18 protein-coding genes are annotated in these 16,406 nt (G+C 63.2%); 8 read left to right on the forward strand and 10 right to left on the reverse strand.

Going from position 1 to position 16,406, the window contains the following annotated elements:
• The 3 genes from ACIQ17_RS20010 to ACIQ17_RS20020 all read right to left on the reverse strand — a co-directional run.
• The coding region (locus tag ACIQ17_RS20010) for an ABC transporter permease (protein WP_398470815.1) at positions 1-429 on the reverse strand (429 nt) is incomplete at its 3' end.
• Positions 426-1,589 (reverse strand): ABC transporter ATP-binding protein, encoded by a 1,164-nt coding sequence (locus tag ACIQ17_RS20015; RefSeq protein WP_398470816.1) that lies wholly within the window; start codon positions 1,587-1,589, stop codon positions 426-428. The genes ACIQ17_RS20015 and ACIQ17_RS20010, both read right to left, overlap by 4 nt.
• A 164-nt stretch (positions 1,590-1,753) precedes the next feature.
• Complete coding sequence (locus tag ACIQ17_RS20020; protein ID WP_398470817.1) at positions 1,754-4,036, reverse strand: EAL domain-containing protein; 2,283 nt, start codon at positions 4,034-4,036, stop codon at positions 1,754-1,756.
• 171 nt (positions 4,037-4,207) lie between these two features.
• Between ACIQ17_RS20020 and ACIQ17_RS20025 the strand changes: the two genes are divergently transcribed.
• Positions 4,208-5,323, forward strand: coding sequence for an NAD(P)/FAD-dependent oxidoreductase (locus ACIQ17_RS20025; protein WP_398470818.1), 1,116 nt, complete (start codon positions 4,208-4,210; stop codon positions 5,321-5,323).
• Positions 5,324-5,493: 170 nt separating this feature from the next.
• Here ACIQ17_RS20025 and ACIQ17_RS20030 read toward each other — a convergent pair whose 3' ends face one another.
• On the reverse strand, positions 5,494-5,676 hold the full coding sequence (locus ACIQ17_RS20030; RefSeq protein ID WP_398470819.1) for a YdcH family protein: 183 nt from the start codon (positions 5,674-5,676) through the stop codon (positions 5,494-5,496).
• A 251-nt stretch (positions 5,677-5,927) separates the two neighbouring features.
• Between ACIQ17_RS20030 and ACIQ17_RS20035 the strand changes: the two genes are divergently transcribed.
• The 4 genes from ACIQ17_RS20035 to ACIQ17_RS20050 all read left to right on the forward strand — a co-directional run bounded on the left by ACIQ17_RS20035 (position 5,928) and on the right by ACIQ17_RS20050 (position 8,908).
• Positions 5,928-6,134 (forward strand): YdcH family protein, encoded by a 207-nt coding sequence (locus ACIQ17_RS20035; RefSeq protein ID WP_398470820.1) that lies wholly within the window; start codon positions 5,928-5,930, stop codon positions 6,132-6,134.
• A gap of 63 nt (positions 6,135-6,197) precedes the next feature.
• Positions 6,198-7,094 carry a DMT family transporter gene (locus ACIQ17_RS20040; protein ID WP_398470821.1) on the forward strand — a complete coding sequence of 299 codons (897 nt, stop codon included), beginning with the start codon at positions 6,198-6,200 and terminating at the stop codon, positions 7,092-7,094.
• 231 nt (positions 7,095-7,325) lie between these two features.
• Positions 7,326-7,814, forward strand: a complete 489-nt coding sequence (gene purE, locus ACIQ17_RS20045) for a 5-(carboxyamino)imidazole ribonucleotide mutase (protein WP_398470822.1) — start codon at positions 7,326-7,328, stop codon at positions 7,812-7,814.
• A complete protein-coding gene (locus tag ACIQ17_RS20050) occupies positions 7,814-8,908 on the forward strand; it encodes a 5-(carboxyamino)imidazole ribonucleotide synthase (protein ID WP_398470823.1) in 1,095 nt (364 codons plus the stop codon). Before purE ends, ACIQ17_RS20050 begins: the two co-directional genes overlap by 1 nt.
• A 12-nt stretch (positions 8,909-8,920) precedes the next feature.
• Here ACIQ17_RS20050 and aqpZ read toward each other — a convergent pair whose 3' ends face one another.
• Positions 8,921-9,643 carry an aquaporin Z gene (gene aqpZ / locus ACIQ17_RS20055; protein ID WP_398470824.1) on the reverse strand — a complete coding sequence of 241 codons (723 nt, stop codon included), beginning with the start codon at positions 9,641-9,643 and terminating at the stop codon, positions 8,921-8,923.
• A 285-nt stretch (positions 9,644-9,928) separates the two neighbouring features.
• On the opposite strand from aqpZ, the gene rpsU reads away from it, so the two are divergent.
• Positions 9,929-10,237: a 30S ribosomal protein S21 gene (gene rpsU / locus ACIQ17_RS20060; protein WP_211910232.1), complete on the forward strand. Its 309-nt coding sequence runs from the start codon at positions 9,929-9,931 to the stop codon at positions 10,235-10,237.
• Positions 10,238-10,411: 174 nt separating this feature from the next.
• Positions 10,412-11,068: a tetratricopeptide repeat protein gene (locus ACIQ17_RS20065; protein WP_398470825.1), complete on the forward strand. Its 657-nt coding sequence runs from the start codon at positions 10,412-10,414 to the stop codon at positions 11,066-11,068.
• Between the two features lie 4 nt (positions 11,069-11,072).
• Here ACIQ17_RS20065 and ACIQ17_RS20070 read toward each other — a convergent pair whose 3' ends face one another.
• The 3 genes from ACIQ17_RS20070 to ACIQ17_RS20080 form a co-directional block, all read right to left on the reverse strand.
• Positions 11,073-11,879, reverse strand: a complete 807-nt coding sequence (locus tag ACIQ17_RS20070) for a hypothetical protein (RefSeq protein WP_398470826.1) — start codon at positions 11,877-11,879, stop codon at positions 11,073-11,075.
• A 149-nt stretch (positions 11,880-12,028) separates the two neighbouring features.
• Positions 12,029-12,316, reverse strand: a complete 288-nt coding sequence (locus ACIQ17_RS20075; RefSeq protein ID WP_398470827.1) for a cupin domain-containing protein — start codon at positions 12,314-12,316, stop codon at positions 12,029-12,031.
• A gap of 15 nt (positions 12,317-12,331) precedes the next feature.
• Positions 12,332-13,417 (reverse strand): calcium:proton antiporter, encoded by a 1,086-nt coding sequence (locus tag ACIQ17_RS20080; protein WP_398470828.1) that lies wholly within the window; start codon positions 13,415-13,417, stop codon positions 12,332-12,334.
• 177 nt (positions 13,418-13,594) lie between these two features.
• Here ACIQ17_RS20080 and ACIQ17_RS20085 point away from each other — a divergent pair, with 177 nt between their 5' ends.
• Positions 13,595-13,972 carry a VOC family protein gene (locus ACIQ17_RS20085; protein WP_398470829.1) on the forward strand — a complete coding sequence of 126 codons (378 nt, stop codon included), beginning with the start codon at positions 13,595-13,597 and terminating at the stop codon, positions 13,970-13,972.
• Positions 13,973-14,069: 97 nt separating this feature from the next.
• On the opposite strand, the gene ACIQ17_RS20090 is transcribed toward ACIQ17_RS20085, so the two are convergent.
• A complete protein-coding gene (locus tag ACIQ17_RS20090; protein WP_398470830.1) occupies positions 14,070-14,876 on the reverse strand; it encodes an alpha/beta hydrolase in 807 nt (268 codons plus the stop codon).
• A 28-nt stretch (positions 14,877-14,904) separates the two neighbouring features.
• The gene (locus ACIQ17_RS20095; RefSeq protein ID WP_398470831.1) at positions 14,905-16,308 is read right to left on the reverse strand and encodes an NAD(P)(+) transhydrogenase (Re/Si-specific) subunit beta; all 1,404 of its coding nucleotides are present in this window, start codon (positions 16,306-16,308) and stop codon (positions 14,905-14,907) included.
• Between the last annotated feature and the right edge of the window lie 98 nt (positions 16,309-16,406).

The following is a 16,406-nucleotide window of genomic DNA, read 5'->3' on the forward strand; positions in this document are numbered from 1 at the left end:
GTTGATCCAGGCATAGATGCGGATCAGGAACGAGGTCCAGAACGGCACGATCACCAGCATCATGGCGATGCCCTGCCAGCGCGACGGCAGGCGCGCCATGGCATAGGCGATGGGATAGCCGATCACCAGCAGCAAGAGCGTCGATGTGAAGGCCACCGCGATGCTGCGTAGATAGGACGAGACATAGAGCTGGTCGGCCAGCAGCGCGCGGAAATTGTCGAGGGACAGCGTCGCGAACGCATCCACCACGCCGGCAAAGCCATCGGTGAAACCAAAGACCGGCACATAAGGCGGCTGCGCCAGTGTGGTCTGCGACAGGCTGATCTTCACCACGAAGGCGAAGGGCAGCAGGAAGAACAGCACCATCCAGACATAGGGCGGGATCGCCATTCGCCTTGCCGGCGCGGTGAACAGGCGTTTGGCGTTCATCGCGGCAGCACCACGCAATCGTCCGGCGTGAACCAGGCGGTGACGCGTTCACCGATCGCATAGGCATCGACATCGAGCCGCGCCGTATTCGCCAGCGCCACGCGCAAGGTCGCGCCGTGATCGAGCTTCAACTTATAGACCGAGCGTCCGCCGAGATAGCCGACCTCGTCGACCACACCCTCGATGCTGTTCATGCCGCCGGCATGATTGAGCCCCGCCGCCAGCCCGCGCCGCGACAGCCTGATCTTCTCCGGCCGGATCGCGACGCAGATCGCGAGACTGTCGATGGGCTCATTGGGCAGCACCGCGAACAGCGTGCCGGTGCCGCGGCCCTCGACCGTCAGCCGATGTCCATCGCGCACGCGGATCTCCCCCTCGACGAGATTGATGTCGCCGACGAATTCCGCCACCCAGCGCGACGCCGGCGCTTCATAGAGCTGCCGCGGCGTCGCCACCTGCTGCAGCCGGCCACCATGCATCACGCCGATGCGGTCGGCCATGGACATGGCTTCGTCCTGGTCATGGGTGACGATCACAAAGGTCAGCCCGAGCTGACGCTGCAGCCGCATCAATTCCGCCTGCGTCTCTTCGCGCAGCTTCTTGTCCAGCGCCGCCAGCGGTTCGTCGAGCAGTAGCAATTTAGGATGCCGCGCCAAGGCGCGCGCGAGCGCCACGCGCTGCTTCTGACCGCCTGAGAGCTGGTGCGGCTTGCGCTGCTCGAACCCGCCCAGCTTCACCATTGCAATCATGTCGGCGACGCGCGCATCGATGCCGACGCGCGTGAGGCCCGCATGCTTCAACCCGAAGCCGATATTGTCGCGTACGCTGAGATGCGGAAACAGCGCGTAGTTCTGGAACATCATGTTCACGGGCCGCTGATGCGGCGGCACCACAGCGATGTCCTCGCCGTTCAGTTCGATCTTCCCGCTATCCGGCGTCTCGAAGCCGGCCAGCATGCGCAGGAGCGTGGTCTTGCCGCAGCCCGAAGGCCCGAGCAGCGCGAAGAACTCGCCTTCCCGGATATCCAGCGACAGCCTGTCCACGGCCGCATGCGCGCCGAACCGTTTCGACACGGCGTCGATCCGCAGCAGCGGTGTGGGATAGGCGATGGCGAGGTTGTCCTCGGTCGCGGCATCGATGGAGGCAGCGGGATTCGTCATGGCCGCAAACTAGCGGCGGAACCGGGCGGGCTCAACTACTGGGAAACCGTAGGATGGGTTGAGCGAAGCGAAAACCCATGCTGTCCGTCGCCTGTGGCGAGCTCCGCTGATGGGTTATCGCTCCGGCGCTTCGCGCCTGCGCTCAACCCATCCTACAACCAACCTCACCCGGCCTTGCGCACGCCGGTGGCCTTGCCGACCAGCGTGGCATATTGGGCGATCGGCGCCGGGCGGCCGATGAAATAGCCCTGCACGCCGTTGCAGCCTTCATTGGCGAGGAATGTCAGCTGCTCATGCGTCTCGACGCCCTCCGCGACAATGGAGACATCGAGGCCATGGCCGAGCCCGATCACCGCCTTGACGATAGCGGCCGATTGCGGATTGCGGCCGAGATTGATGACGAAAGCGCGGTCGATCTTGATCTTGTCGAAGGGGAATGCCTGCAGATAGGTCAGCGACGAATAGCCCGAGCCGAAGTCATCCATGGAGATGCGCACGCCGAGCGCCTTCAGCCGCCGCAGCAGCGCGACACCGCGGTCAAAATCCTCGATCAGCACGCCTTCGGTGATTTCCAGCTCCAGCCGGCCCGGCGCGAGGCCGGTCTCCAGCAGGATCGCATGCACGACGCCGACCACGTCGCCGCGCACGAATTGTGCCGGCGACAGGTTGACGGCGACCTGCAACGGCACCGCCCAGGACGCTGCCTCGCGGCAGGCCTGGCGCAAAATCCATTCGCCCATCTCGACGATCAGGCCGCTTTCTTCCGCCAGCGGGATGAAGTCGGCCGGCGAGACGAAACCGCGGGTCGGGTGGATCCAGCGCGCCAGCGCCTCGAAGCCGGTGATGTCGGCATCCAGCACATTCTCGCTGGCGCGGGCCTGCGGCTGGTAATGCAGCGACAATTCGCCATTGCGGATGGCCGTGGAGAGATCCTGATGCAGCACGCGGCGATCGCGCAACTGGCGGTCCATTTCCGGCTCGAACACGCTGATGGAACCGCGCGAGCGGGTCTTGGCGCGGAACAGCGCCGCACCGGAATTGGCCAGCAGTGCCGCCGCATCGCGTCCGTCGCGCGGGAAGAGCGAGATGCCCGTGGTCACGGCAATGCGCACGGCTTTGCCTTCGATCGGGAACGGCTCGGCTAGCGCTGAGGCAATGCGCTCGGCCAGCGCCTGCCCCACCTGCGGCTGCGCACCGTCGATGATCACGCCGAATTCGTCGCCACCGAGCCGCGCAACGACACCGCCGCCCACTGCAGCCTCGATCCGCTTGGCGACCTCGATGAGCAGCTTGTCACCGATGGCATGGCCGAAGACGTCGTTGATTTCCTTGAGGCCATCGAGATCGATGGACAGCACCGCGAACTCTTCCGAAGCCTCGGTACAGGCATCGATCATCTGCGCCAGCGCCTGCAGGAATGCGACGCGGTTCGGCAGATCGGTCAGTCCGTCGTGATAGGCCATATGGGCCATCCGCGCCTCGGTCTGGCGGCGATCGGTGACATCCTCATGGGTCTTGATCAGATACTGGACCTCGCCGTCGTCCCCCTGCACGGTGACACGACGGGTCAGGAAGAGGCGCAGGCCATCGCGGGTCGAGATGGGATGTTCCTCGGCAATCGGCGTGCGGCTGGTGATGGCCGCCTGATCGCGCGCAACGATGATCTTGGCCTCTTCAGGCCGCAGCATTTCCGGCACGGTCTTGCCGATCGCATCCTCGCGGCGACGACCGAGGATCACCTCGGCATTGCGATTGGCGAACAGGTAGCGACCGGTGGCCACTTCCTGCACCATCAGCGAGACCGGGATATTGTCGAGCACCGTCTGCTGGAATTTGCGGGTGTTCGCCAGCTCGTCCTGCATCAGGCGCTGCGCGGTGCAGTCCTCGTGGATGCCGATCCAGCCGCCATTGGGCAGCCGGTTGAACTTCACATGGACGAATTGGTCGCCGGGCAGTTCGGCCACATAGCCATCCGCCGACATCGCCTTGTCGTAATAGCAATCCGGGCTGACATCCACGGTGCCGCGCTGGCGGCGCAACTCGCGCAGATTGGCGCCGGTCATGCCACGTGTGACTTCCGCACGGGTGAGCTTGTAGATCTCCAGATAGCGATCGTTGCAGAACACGACGCGCCTGTTCGCATCGAGCATCACGATGCCCTGGCCCAGATGATTGAGCGCCGAGCCGACGAATTCGTTGCGCTGCTGCTGCTGGCGCTGGACGTTGCGCAGGGCTGAGGCAACCCAGAACACGATCGCCGTGGTGAAGGCCCCGACAACCAGACCGCCAATGACGACATGCCAGACGAAATAGGGGTCAGCGACCGGCTGCTGGGCGGCCGCGGTGGTGTTTTCGGCGGCAGCCGGGCCCGCAATGGCCAACAGCCAAACGGCGGCGCTGGCGTAGCCAACCGCCCCGTTCTTCGCTCGCTCGATCTTGCCAGTCATTGCGCACCCGCGTATTCGCAGAGTGCAAGTCTTCAGTTCCAGGTATTTGGATCAGGTAAATGCGTCTGAATGCAGCCTGACTAAACTCCGGAATTGATTGGTAATTGGCTGCGATGCTTAATGTTTTACTAATCGAGCCGCGCGGCAGGGAAGAAACGGGACAGGACCGACATGGACAGGGTGGAATGCGTCGTAGTCGGTGCCGGCGTCGTCGGCCTCGCCATCGCCCGCCGACTGGCCGAAGCCGGCCGCGAAGTGATCGTCCTGGAAGCCGCCGACGCCATCGGGACCGTTACTTCCTCGCGCAACAGCGAGGTGATCCATGCCGGCATCTATTATGCCGCCGGCAGCCTGATGGCGAAGCTCTGCGTGGCAGGCAAGCACAAGCTCTATGACTATTGCAGCAGCCGCGGCATTCCGCACAGTAATTGCGGCAAGCTGATCGTCGCGACCCGTCCCGAGGAAATGGCCAAGCTCGCCTCCATCAAGGCGCATGCCGAAGCCAATGGCGTCGCCGACATGCAGGTGCTGTCGGGTGAGGAAGCGCGCGCGCTGGAGCCGGCACTGGCCTGCGAAGGCGCGCTGCTGTCGCCCTCCACGGGGATCATCGACAGTCATTCCTACATGTTGTCGCTGCGCGGCGAGGCTGAAGCCGCCGGCGCCGCCTTCGCTTTCCTCGCGCCATTCGAGCGCGGCCGCGTCACCGCCGAAGGCTTCGAGGTCGAAGTCGGCGGCGAGGCGCCGATGGCACTCGGCTGCGACATGCTGATCAATTCCGCCGGCCTCAGTGCCACGATGATCGCGCGCCTGCTCGACGGCATGCCGCTCGATCTGATCCCGCCGGCCTATCTCGCCAAGGGCTGCTATTTCAGCTGCAACGCCAAGGCGCCGTTCTCGCGCCTGATCTATCCGGTCCCCGAGCCCGGCGGCCTCGGCGTGCATCTCACCCTTGATCTCGCAGGTCAGGCGCGTTTCGGTCCCGACGTCGAATGGGTCGATTACGTCGATTACGAAGTCGATCCCGCGCGCGGCGAGAAATTCTATCCCGCCATCCGCCGCTACTGGCCATCGCTGCCGGACGGCGCGCTGATGCCCAGCTATTCCGGCATGCGCCCGAAAATCGTGCCGCCGGCCGTGGCAACGCAGGACTTCATGATCCAGGGCCCGCAGGTGCATGGCGTGCCCGGCCTGATCAACCTGTTCGGCATCGAGTCGCCCGGACTGACATCGTCGCTGGCGATTGCGGATTATGTGGCTGAGGTGGCGGGGATCGAAACGCAGCCGTGATGTGCGCTTGAGAAACCGCGCCTGCGTCCGAAGCAATCTGGTCCAACCGTCGTTTCAGATCGCTTCGTCGCAAGGGCAGAGGCGTGTAGGCATCATGACTTCACGATGCGGACACGCAGACCTGACAACGTCATGTGATGAGGCGTCGTGTCAGGGCATGTGAGGGAGAGTTAATGGAGCGTGGTGCTGGTCTGTCGAAGGCGTTCGATCTCGTCCTTGACCATCAGTTTCCGGCGCTTGAGTTCCACGATGCGAAGATCATCGGTGGACAGATGCAGCAAGGCATCGTGCAATTCTGTTTCGAGAACCTTGTGCTTGCGTTCCAGTTCGACCAGATGCGCCTGAAGTGCCATTCGAAAACTCCTCGGGTGGTTGAGAAAACCAAAGTTCGGATTCGGTTGGACGATGAAGTCTACATGACAGTGGACATCTGTCGATGGGTCTTGAAAATTGTACCGCCCTGCTCCGCGCATCGTGAAAAACGAATCGTAACGAATGCGCTGCAAAATGCCGGAACCGGATGGCTTGCATGGACCACCTACAGCGGCGATAGTTACCTCATGGATTCCCGCCAGATGACTGGCGGACCAAGTCAGCGAAGATCATGAACGACGACGAAGATCGCGAACTCCCTGCCGAATTGGCCCGATTGCAGCAAGAACACCGCGATCTCGACGCCGCCATCGACGCTTTGCAGCGTTCGCCCGCGCCGGATCTGCTGCAGTTGCAGCGACTGAAAAAGCGCAAGCTGCAATTGCGCGATCGCATTTCGGCGATCTCAGATCAGATTACCCCTGACATCATCGCCTGAGACAACAAGTCACGCTGCAGCGTGGTTCTTGGTTGTGTCTTGAGCCGGATTGAACAAACGGCCATGCCGACCACCACATCACCCAATGCGCGCCTGATCGGTTTCCTCTGTCTCGGAGTAACCGCCACAGGTTGGGCCATGAACTGGCCGATCATCAAGATATTGCTACGTGACTGGCCACCGCTGTTTGCACGCGGCGTTGCCGGCACGGCGGCAGGAATTATTCTGGCCGGCATAGCGATCGCTTACGGTGAAAAACTACGCGTGCCGCGGCATGCGATCCCGCGGCTGCTGTTCGCGTCCTTCACCAATGTTTTCGCATGGATGGGCTTTGCCACCGTCGCGCTGAAAATGCTCAGCATCGGCGAAGGTGCATTGCTCGTCTATACGATGCCGATCTGGGCCACGCTTTTTGCATGGCCCATTCTCGGTCATCGCCCGGGACTGCGCGACGCCATCGCGCTGGTGCTCGGCATTGCCGGCATCGTGGTCCTGATGGGCGAGCACGGCTTCGCGCTGACGCCGGACAAGATGGTCGGAATTGCTCTCACGCTCGGCTCCGCAACGTTGTTCGCGCTCGGCAGCGTGCTGATGCGCACACCCTTGCCGATTCCGCCCGTTGCGCTGGCCGCATGGCAGGTCGGGCTTGGCTGTTTCCCGATGATCATTCTCGGACTGATTTTTGAGAAACCCGACATCGCCGCCCTCACCCCGACCGGCTGGGGCGCGCTGATCTACATGACCCTCGGACCGATGGGCATCTGCTACCTCACCTGGTTCGCCACCTTGCGCCGGCTACCACCCTCGACGGCAGCGATGGGAACCCTGGTGGTTCCCGTGATGGGGGTTATCGGCGCCGCGGTCGTGCTGGGGGAACCGCTCGGGCTCCGTGAAGTGATCGCCATGGCACTCACCCTCGGCGGAGTGACGCTGGCACTGCGCAAACCGGCTGCCGCATAGATGCCGCAAGACGGCCGCCAGGCTGCCGCACCGTCCTCGGCCAAATCTGCGCCAAACTGCGTCAAATCCGGGCGTGCAGCGCCCGCGCGTCGGGTTTTCTTTTGCATCGGATTTGTTACAAGGCTGTCCCGTCATCATTGACGAGATTGTCCGTTCGACGCTCCCGGCCAGGCTGGGGGCGGAACTTGTATTTCCAGCTATCCTTCTGGATTCGCGAAAGAAAATACCGGAATGTCCGCGCCCGTCGCCATTATCATGGGAAGCCAGTCCGACTGGGAAACCATGCGCCATGCCTCCGAGACCCTGACGGCGCTGGGCATTGCCCACGATACCCGCATTGTCTCGGCGCATCGCACCCCGGATCGTCTGGTGGCATTCGCAAAGGGCGCGAAAGCGGCCGGATTCCAGATCATCATCGCCGGTGCAGGCGGTGCGGCACATCTGCCGGGCATGGCTGCGGCGCTGACCGAACTGCCGGTGTTCGGCGTTCCCGTGGAATCCAAGGCGCTGTCCGGCGTCGATTCCCTTTATTCGATCGTGCAGATGCCGGGCGGCATTCCCGTCGGCACGCTGGCGATCGGCAAGCCCGGCGCGATCAATGCCGCGCTGCTCGCAGCCTCCGTACTGGCGCTGCATGATCCCGCGCTCGCGACGCGCCTCGCCGCCTGGCGCAAGGCTCAGACCGACGCCGTGGCTGAAAAGCCGGAAGGCACCGCGTAATGGCTCCGGCAATGAAAGTGCTGAAGCCCGGCGACACCATCGGCATTCTCGGCGGCGGCCAGCTTGGTCGCATGCTGGCGCTCGCGGCGGCACGGCTCGGTCTGAAGTGCCAGGTGTTTTCGCCCGATCCGGATTCCCCCGCTTTCGATGTGGTGCAGAACGCGACCTGTGCTGAATATGCCGATGTCGAGGCGCTCGAGCTGTTCGCCAATGACTGCGACGTCATCACCTACGAATTCGAGAACGTCCCGGCCGCGACGGCGCTGATCCTCGATGCACGCCGTCCTGTTCTGCCCGCACAGAGCATTCTGCAGACGACGCAGGATCGCCTTGTGGAGAAGGACTTCGTCACCGGCCTCGGGATCGGCACGGCAGGCTATGCGAGTGTCTCCAGCGCCGGCGAACTGCGCGATGCAGTCAAGAAGCTCGGCCTGCCCGCGGTGATCAAGACGCGCCGCTTCGGCTATGACGGCAAGGGCCAGGCGATGATCCGCGAAGGCGACGATCTCGATCAGGTCTGGGACGATCTCGGCACCAAGGAAGCCATCCTCGAAGCCTTCGTGCCGTTCGAGCGCGAAGTCTCGGTCATCGCCGCGCGCGGTGCCGATGGCAGCGTCGAATGCTTCGACGTCACCGAAAACGAACACCGCGATCACATCCTGAAATTCTCCTACGCGCCCGCCCGCATCCCGGATGCGCTGGCTGCCAAGGCACGCGAGATCGCGGAAAAGATTGGCACCGCGCTTGGCTATGTCGGCACCTTTGCCGTCGAGCTGTTCGTCGTACCCGGCAAGGATGGCCCGTCGCTGGTGGTCAACGAGATCGCCCCGCGCGTGCACAATTCCGGCCACTGGACGCTGGACGGCGCCTCGGTCTCGCAATTCGAGCAGCACATCCGCGCCATCGCCGGCTGGCCGCTGGGCAAGGCGGTACGCCACGGTCAGGTCACCATGACCAACCTGATCGGCGACGACATTCTGGACTATCCGAAGTGGCTCAACATCCCCGGCGCGACCGTGCATCTCTACGGCAAGGGCGCTCCGCGTCCCGGCCGCAAGATGGGCCATGTGGTCGAAGTGAAGCCCGCCACGTAAAGGCGGCGACCTTCAGGTCGCCAGCTTCCCTTCGATCACGCCGGTCGGTTCTTCGCTGAGCCAGCGATAGATCACTCCACCAAGCACGCCGCCAACAAGCGGTGCGATCCAGAACATCCACAACTGCTGCAGCGCCCAGCCGCCGACGAACAGCGCCGGACCGGTGCTGCGCGCCGGATTCACCGACGTATTGGTGACGGGGATGCTGACCAGGTGGATCATCACCAGCGCAAGGCCGATCGCCAGTGGTGCAAATCCTGCCGGCGCCTTGCCATGGGTCGCGCCCATGATGATGAACAGGAACATCATCGTCATCACGACTTCCATGATGAAGCACGCCATCATGTTGTACTTGCCGGGCGAATGATCGTCGTAGCCGTTCGATGCAAAGCCCTTGGCAAGATCGAAGCTGGCAGCCCCGCGGGCGATCGCATACAGCAAAGCGGCGGCCAGCACGGCACCAACCACCTGCGCGACAATGTAGGGAAGGATCTGTCCGCTCGGAAAACGCCCGCCCGCAGCGAGGCCGACGGTGACGGCGGGATTGAGATGACATCCCGACACGTGACCGATCGCATAAGCCATGGTGACCACGCTGAGGCCAAAGGCGAAAGAGACGCCGACCAGGCCGATGCCGACCTCAGGAAAGGCGGCGGCGATGACGGCACTGCCGCAACCCGCGAATGTGAGCCAGAAAGTGCCGATCAGCTCGGCCGCGTATTTTTTCCCATTCATGCTGTCCTCCCGCCGTTGGGTGAGGCGCATCGCGCGGGACACGCCCCGGCAGGGACTATGCGTCCGGGTTCCCCGACATTGGAGCAGGGGAACTGACCCAATCGCCACCAGGAATGCCTGTAAAATGAGGGCTTTTACGGCTATACAGGACCAGAATTACCGGGCCGCGAGGTGGACATTGCCGATTCCATCTGATACATGAGCGCCCTTACAGGTTAAGAGCTTGGCCTCTGTCGGCTCTTTTCTTACCCGAAATTCTGATCCGTATGATGAAGAGGATGCCGCGTGCAGGTTCTCGTTCGCGATAACAATGTTGACCAGGCTCTCAAGGCGCTGAAGAAGAAGATGCAGCGCGAGGGCATTTTCCGCGAGATGAAGCTCCGCGGTCACTACGAGAAGCCGTCTGAGAAGAAGGCCCGTGAAAAGGCTGAAGCCGTGCGTCGCGCACGCAAGCTGGCCCGCAAGAAGCTGCAGCGCGAAGGCCTGCTGCCGATGAAGCCGAAGCCGGTGTTCGGCGCTGGCCCCGGTGGCGATCGCGGTGCCCGTCCGGGTGCTGGCGGCGCTGGTGCCGGCGCTCCGCGCCCGGCCCGCTAAGCAAAGCGACATTGATTTCGATAACGCGGGCTTCGGCCCGCGTTATTTTTTTTGCGGGCCCCGGCTCGCTTATTTTTTGCCGACATGGACAAAAGCGCGCCGCTTTGTCCGGATGCAATTCTCTTGCTGACGCGCTAGGAAGCTTCACCGACTGTTGCAAGAGATTTGCCCTGCATGGACCGACGGCCGACCACATCGCCATCCTGCATCGGCAAGCGCGGCATCACAGCTCTCGCCGTGCTGCTGACCGGCCTGTGCGCAGGTGGCTGTTCGTTCAATCTCGCATCGCTGACACCCGACAAGGACGAGCCGAAGGCAACGGCCTCGACGGCGCCGCAGACCCACAGCCTCGCGACCAAGGCCGATCCGCAGGAGGCAAGGGTTCAGGCCGCACGCGGGGCGAGCCTTGCGCAAGCGGGCCAGAGCGCCGAAGCGCTCGCGGCCTACAATGCAGCGATCGATCTCGATCCTTCCAGCGCGCAGGCCTTTTATCAGCGCGGCCTGCTGTATCAGTCCGAAAGGAAGTACGAGTTTGCCATCGCGGATTTCACCTCCGCCAATGGCCTGACGCCGCAACAGGCCGATCCCCTGCTCGGCCGTGCGCAATGCTATCTCGCGCTCGGCAAGACGCAGGAAGCGGCATCGGATCTCGACGAAGCGTCGAGCGTTGCCCCCGGCAACGCGCAGATCTGGATCGCCCGCGGCTCGGCCTATGAGAAGCTCGGCAACAAGGAAAAGGCGGCGGACTCATTCAGCCGTGCCGTGCTGCTGCGCCCCAACGACGACGCTGCACGCAATGGCATGACGCGGAACGGCGGACGGGCGGGATGAGCACCTAGCGCTCGAACGGCCGCGGAATCACCTTGTCGAACATCGACTTGGCGCCGCTCAGCACATCCTCGACGACATTGGTGCGGCCGCCGCGTTCTTCCGCATTGGCCTGCATCTCCCGAATCGGAACGGGCACGTTGCCTGGCGGCCGCGGACCACGCGACTGCGCGGGAGGTGCGGAATCGTCGTTATTCGGATTCGACACCACGATCGGCGGCGGCAGTTGCTGCATCGGCTGCGCCTGCTGGGCGGGCGGCTGCACCGCGGGTGCCGGCTGCGGTTGAACGGCGGCCGTGCGCTCGGGCGTACGCGACGCCTCGGTCTTCTCGCCACGGCTCAACCGCTCGATGGCGGCGCGAGCAAGATCATTGGCGTCGCCGGATGGCGCCGTACCAACGGTGGCGACCACCGGGGTCGGCGCGGGCGCCCCGGTGACCGGCTCAGTCTTGCCCGGCTCCGCCTTGGCCACGGCCTTTTCACGCGCCGGTGCATGGCGCCGCGGTTCGGTGGCTTTGGCGGTATCAGTCTTGGGAGTCTCCGGCTTTTCGGTGACAGCCTTCTCGACTGGCTTGTCGGCGGCTTTCCTGATGGGGCTTGGCGCCGGCTCGATGGCATCCACCGCGGCAGCCTCTGCCGGCTTGGCAGCTGCCTTTTCCGGAGCCGGCGCGCTCTGGGCAGCAGCCGGGGCCGGCGGACGATCCTCGCGCGCTTTCGGGATGATGTAATAATTGACGATATAGGCACCGACCACCGTCGCAAAAACCGACGGCAGGATGTCGATGGTGAATTTCGAAAGATACTTCTTCAGCATGAACCCGGCCTCATTCCCCGGCCGCTACATGCTGGAAATTTGAGGCTGATTCAGGGATCAATCGCGACGGATCAAAGGCAAGTTCCCGCACGGGGTGCGGGAATGTTGCAAAGCGTTTCGAGGCGGGGCGGGAGCGTAGGCGCCGGCCCTTATTTCTGCTTGATCTCGACTTCCAGGAACACGATTTCCTTGTCGGTCTCGTTGAGCACGTCGTGCTCGACGCCCGCCTTGCGGAAGTAGGACTTGCCGGCGGTGATCGGTGCCTGCGAGCGGGTGCCGTCCGGTGCCACGATGGTCATCACCGAGGTCGTCACCGGCACGATCACATAGTCCATGCCGTGGGTGTGGTGACCGGTGGCAGCCCCCGGCGCCAGACGCCATTCGGTGACGCGAACTTCGGGCGTGTCCTGCTGGACGTCGGACTGGGCAGCGAGCATCGGAAGCTTCCTTGATTACGGTGCGAATACCGTCAGCAGAAATACAGCAAAGACCAGCATGTGCACCATGCCGAACAGGATGTTGGTTACGCCTGTGGCGAATGTCAGCATGCTGATGGCGAATGTCATGATCAGCAGCGTCGTCTCGCTCGGCGGCAGGCCGAGCACCAGCGGCTGCCCGAGGAGCGTCGCGACCAGCGCTACGGCAGGAATGGTGAGGCTGATCGTGGCCAGCGCCGATCCCAGCGAGAGGTTGATGCTCTTCTGCAGCTTGTTGTGACGTGCAGCGGAAAACGCCGCCACGCCTTCGGGCATCAGCACCAGCAGGGCCACGACGATGCCGGTAAAGGCTGCGGGCGCGCCGATGGCCGCGCCACCGGCATCCACCACCACCGAGAACGACTTGGCAAGCGCGACGACGCTGATCAGCGCGACCACCAGCAGAATGGCATTCTTGGTGATAGGATAAGTCGGCGGAGCGCCGTCATCATCCTCATCGTCATTGATGAAATAATCCCGGTGCAGCACGGTCTGGGTGTAGAGAAACAACCCGTACAGGATCATCGTGATGATGCTGACAAAGGCCAGTTGCAGTGCCGAGAACAACGGACCGGGTGTGGTCAGCGTATAGTTCGGCAGGATCAGCGTCATTGTGGACAGAACGATCAACACGCTGAGGTAGATCTTGGCGCCCGAGACCTGGAATTCCTGCTCGGAATAGCGAAGACCACCGGCCAGGATACAGAGACCGACCATGCCGTTGCAGACGATCATGACCACGGCAAACACGGTGTCGCGGGCCAGCGTCGGTGCCGATTTGTCGCCGATCATGATGGTGGCGATGACGGCGACCTCGATGATGATCACCGACAGGGTGAGCAGCAGCGTGCCGTAGGGCTCGCCTATCTTGTGAGCGATCACCTCGGCGTGGTGGACGGCGGCGAACACCGTGCCGAACAGAATCGCCAGCAGGACCACAGAGAACAGGATGCCGGACACGGACGGCGTAAAACCAATCCCCAGTGCTGCAGTGACGGCGACAAATGCCACGGCCGATGCCGGAAACATCCATGACGAGCGGGGCACGGGGTGTGCAGACATCGAGCAATAACCTGAGGGATTCGAGAAACGGGAGGGACAACATAGGACAACGCCTGTCCCGGCGTCAGGTTGCGAGGCTGCGTCACGCTGACCCCACTCGCCAAGCATCACATGCCATGGGTATAGTCGGGGATCACCGTGTGGTGAGCTCGAAAAAGAACAAAGGGAGCAAACGAGATGTTTTCGCACGTCATGATTGGCACCAATGACCTGGAAAAGGCAAAGGCGTTCTACGACAAGCTGCTGGGTACGCTCGGCGTCGAGCCCGCCGTGGTTGATCGTCACCGCATTTTCTACCGCACCAAGACCGGGACCTTCTCGGTGTCGAAGCCGATCGACGGCAAGCCGGCCACTCCGGCCAATGGTGGTACCATCGGCTTCCTCGCCAAATCCCCTGAAGAAGCCGACGCCTGGCACGCTGCCGGCCTCGCCAATGGCGCAACGACCTGCGAAGAACCGCCGGGCGTCCGCGAAGGCGGCGTGAAGATGTATCTCGCCTACCTGCGCGACCCCGACGGCAACAAGATCTGCGCGCTGCACCGGATGCCGGCGTGAGCGACGACGCAGCCTCCAGCTGAAGATCGAAATGCCCGGCTCGACCGGGCATTTTTGCGGGGCCATTGGAGAACTTTGGACAAAGCTCGAATGGCGGTCAGCGGCTGTCGGTGCGAATGAATTTCAGTCCAGCTTCAATTGCTCCCTGTGTTGCCAGATCATTATGAGCGCCTTCCGGAAACCGCAAAAACTGCTTCGGTTCACGCGCGAGACCGAAGAGGCGCTCGCCAAATCGAACCGGAATCGTCCGATCGCGGTCGCCATGCATGATCAGAACGGGAGCCTTGACCCGCGCAATCCGGAGATCGGACCGAAACTGATCCCGCAGCAGCCCGCGCACGGGCACATAGCGGAAGTGGAACGCGGCAACATCTGCCATGGACGAATAAGGCGCTTCCAGAACCAGCTTCTGAACAGGGTTGTCTGCGGCCAGAGCGGTGGCAACGCCGGTCCCCAGCGAGAAGCCCCATAGGACGATCTGATCCGCACGGTAGCGCCCCCGTGCAAACGCATAGGCTGCGGCCGCATCCTGGAGCAGCCCCTTCTCGCTCGGTGCACCGCTCGAGCCGGCATAGCCGCGATAAGAGACGGCGATCAGCCCGTGACCCTCCGCCGTCAGCTGCCTGAAACCGCCGACCTGGGCTGCGAGGAAGTCGCCATTGCCCGGGAAGTAGATGATGACGGGGCGCGATGGCTTTGCCGGGACATGCCAGACGATGATGGTCTCGCCATCGGCCGTGGTCAGCCGATGCTCTTCGGCCTGCGCGAACCCGGCCGCCTCAGGCGACGTTCGCGTCGTCTCGGGGATGGGGAAGATGAAGTTTCGTTGCTTGAAATACAGCAACGACAGACCTGCACCATAACAGACCGCCGCCAGGGCGACGGTCCATGTCAGGATTTGCACGGTCCGCCGCCGATCAGGCACCGACCGATCACATCGCCTTGACGATGTTCTCCGTCACCTTCTTCGCGTCACCGAGCAGCATCATGGTGTTGTCGCGATAGAACAGCGGATTGTCGATGCCGGCATAGCCCGAGGCCAGCGAGCGCTTGATGAACATCACGGTGCCGGCCTTCCAGACCTGCAGCACCGGCATGCCGTAGATCGGCGAGGTCTTGTCCTCTTCCGCCGCCGGGTTGGTGACGTCGTTGGCGCCGATGACGAAGGCGATGTCGGCCTGGGCGAATTCCGAATTGATGTCCTCGAGTTCGAACACCTCATCGTAGGGCACGTTCGCTTCGGCGAGCAGCACGTTCATGTGGCCGGGCATGCGGCCGGCGACCGGGTGAATGGCGTATTTCACCTCGACGCCTTCCTTCTTCAGCGTGTCGGCCATTTCGCGCAGCGCGTGCTGCGCCTGCGCCACCGCCATGCCGTAGCCGGGCACGATGATGACCTTCTGGGCGTTCTTCATGATGAAGGCCGCGTCATCCGCCGAGCCGAGCTTGGCAGGCTTCTGCTCGCCCGAACCACCGCCGGCCGCAGCACTCTCGCCACCGAAGCCGCCGAGGATGACCGAGATGAAGGAGCGGTTCATCGCATGGCACATGATGTAGGACAGGATCGCGCCCGACGAGCCGACGAGCGCGCCGGTGATGATCAGCGCCGAATTACCCAGCGTGAAGCCGATGCCGGCGGCGGCCCAGCCGGAATAGGAGTTCAGCATCGAGATCACGACCGGCATGTCGGCGCCGCCGATCGGAATGATCAGCAGCGCGCCGAGCACCAGCGCGAGAATGGTGATGACCCAGAAATCCACCGCCGAGCCGGACTTCACCAGACCATAGATGAAGAAGACCAGCGCCAGACCGAGCACGATATTGATGATGTGACGCGCCGGCAGGATGATCGGCGCACCGCTCATGCGGCCCGAGAGTTTTGCGAAAGCGATCACCGATCCGGTAAAGGTCAGTGCACCGATGGCGACGCCGAGCGACATTTCGACGAGGCTCGCGGCCACGATCTTGTTGGTCGCGGGATCGAGAATGCCGAAGGCTTCCGGCGCGTAGAAGGCGCCGGCGGCAACCAGCACCGCGGCCATGCCGACCAGCGAATGGAAGGCGGCGACCAGTTCGGGCATCGAGGTCATCGGCACACGCTTGGCGATGACCGCGCCGATGCCGCCGCCGATGGCGATGCCGAGGATGACCAGGATCCAGCCCAGCGCATCGGCCGGCGGATGCGCAGCGAGCGTGGTGCCGACGGCAATGGCCATGCCGACCATGCCGAAGAAATTGCCCTGGCGGCTCGACGCCGGGCTCGACAGGCCGCGCAGCGACATGATGAAGAGCACGCCGGCGACCAGATAGAGCAGTGCAGACAGATTGGCGTTCATCTCAGGACCCCATCACTTTCGTCACCTTGAGGTGAGCGCCAATCACTTGGACTTCTTCTTGTACATTGCGAGCATGCGCTGGGTGACCAGGAAGCCGC

It is taken from the genome of Tardiphaga sp. (assembly GCF_044340795.1).
Classification (GTDB): domain Bacteria; phylum Pseudomonadota; class Alphaproteobacteria; order Rhizobiales; family Xanthobacteraceae; genus Tardiphaga.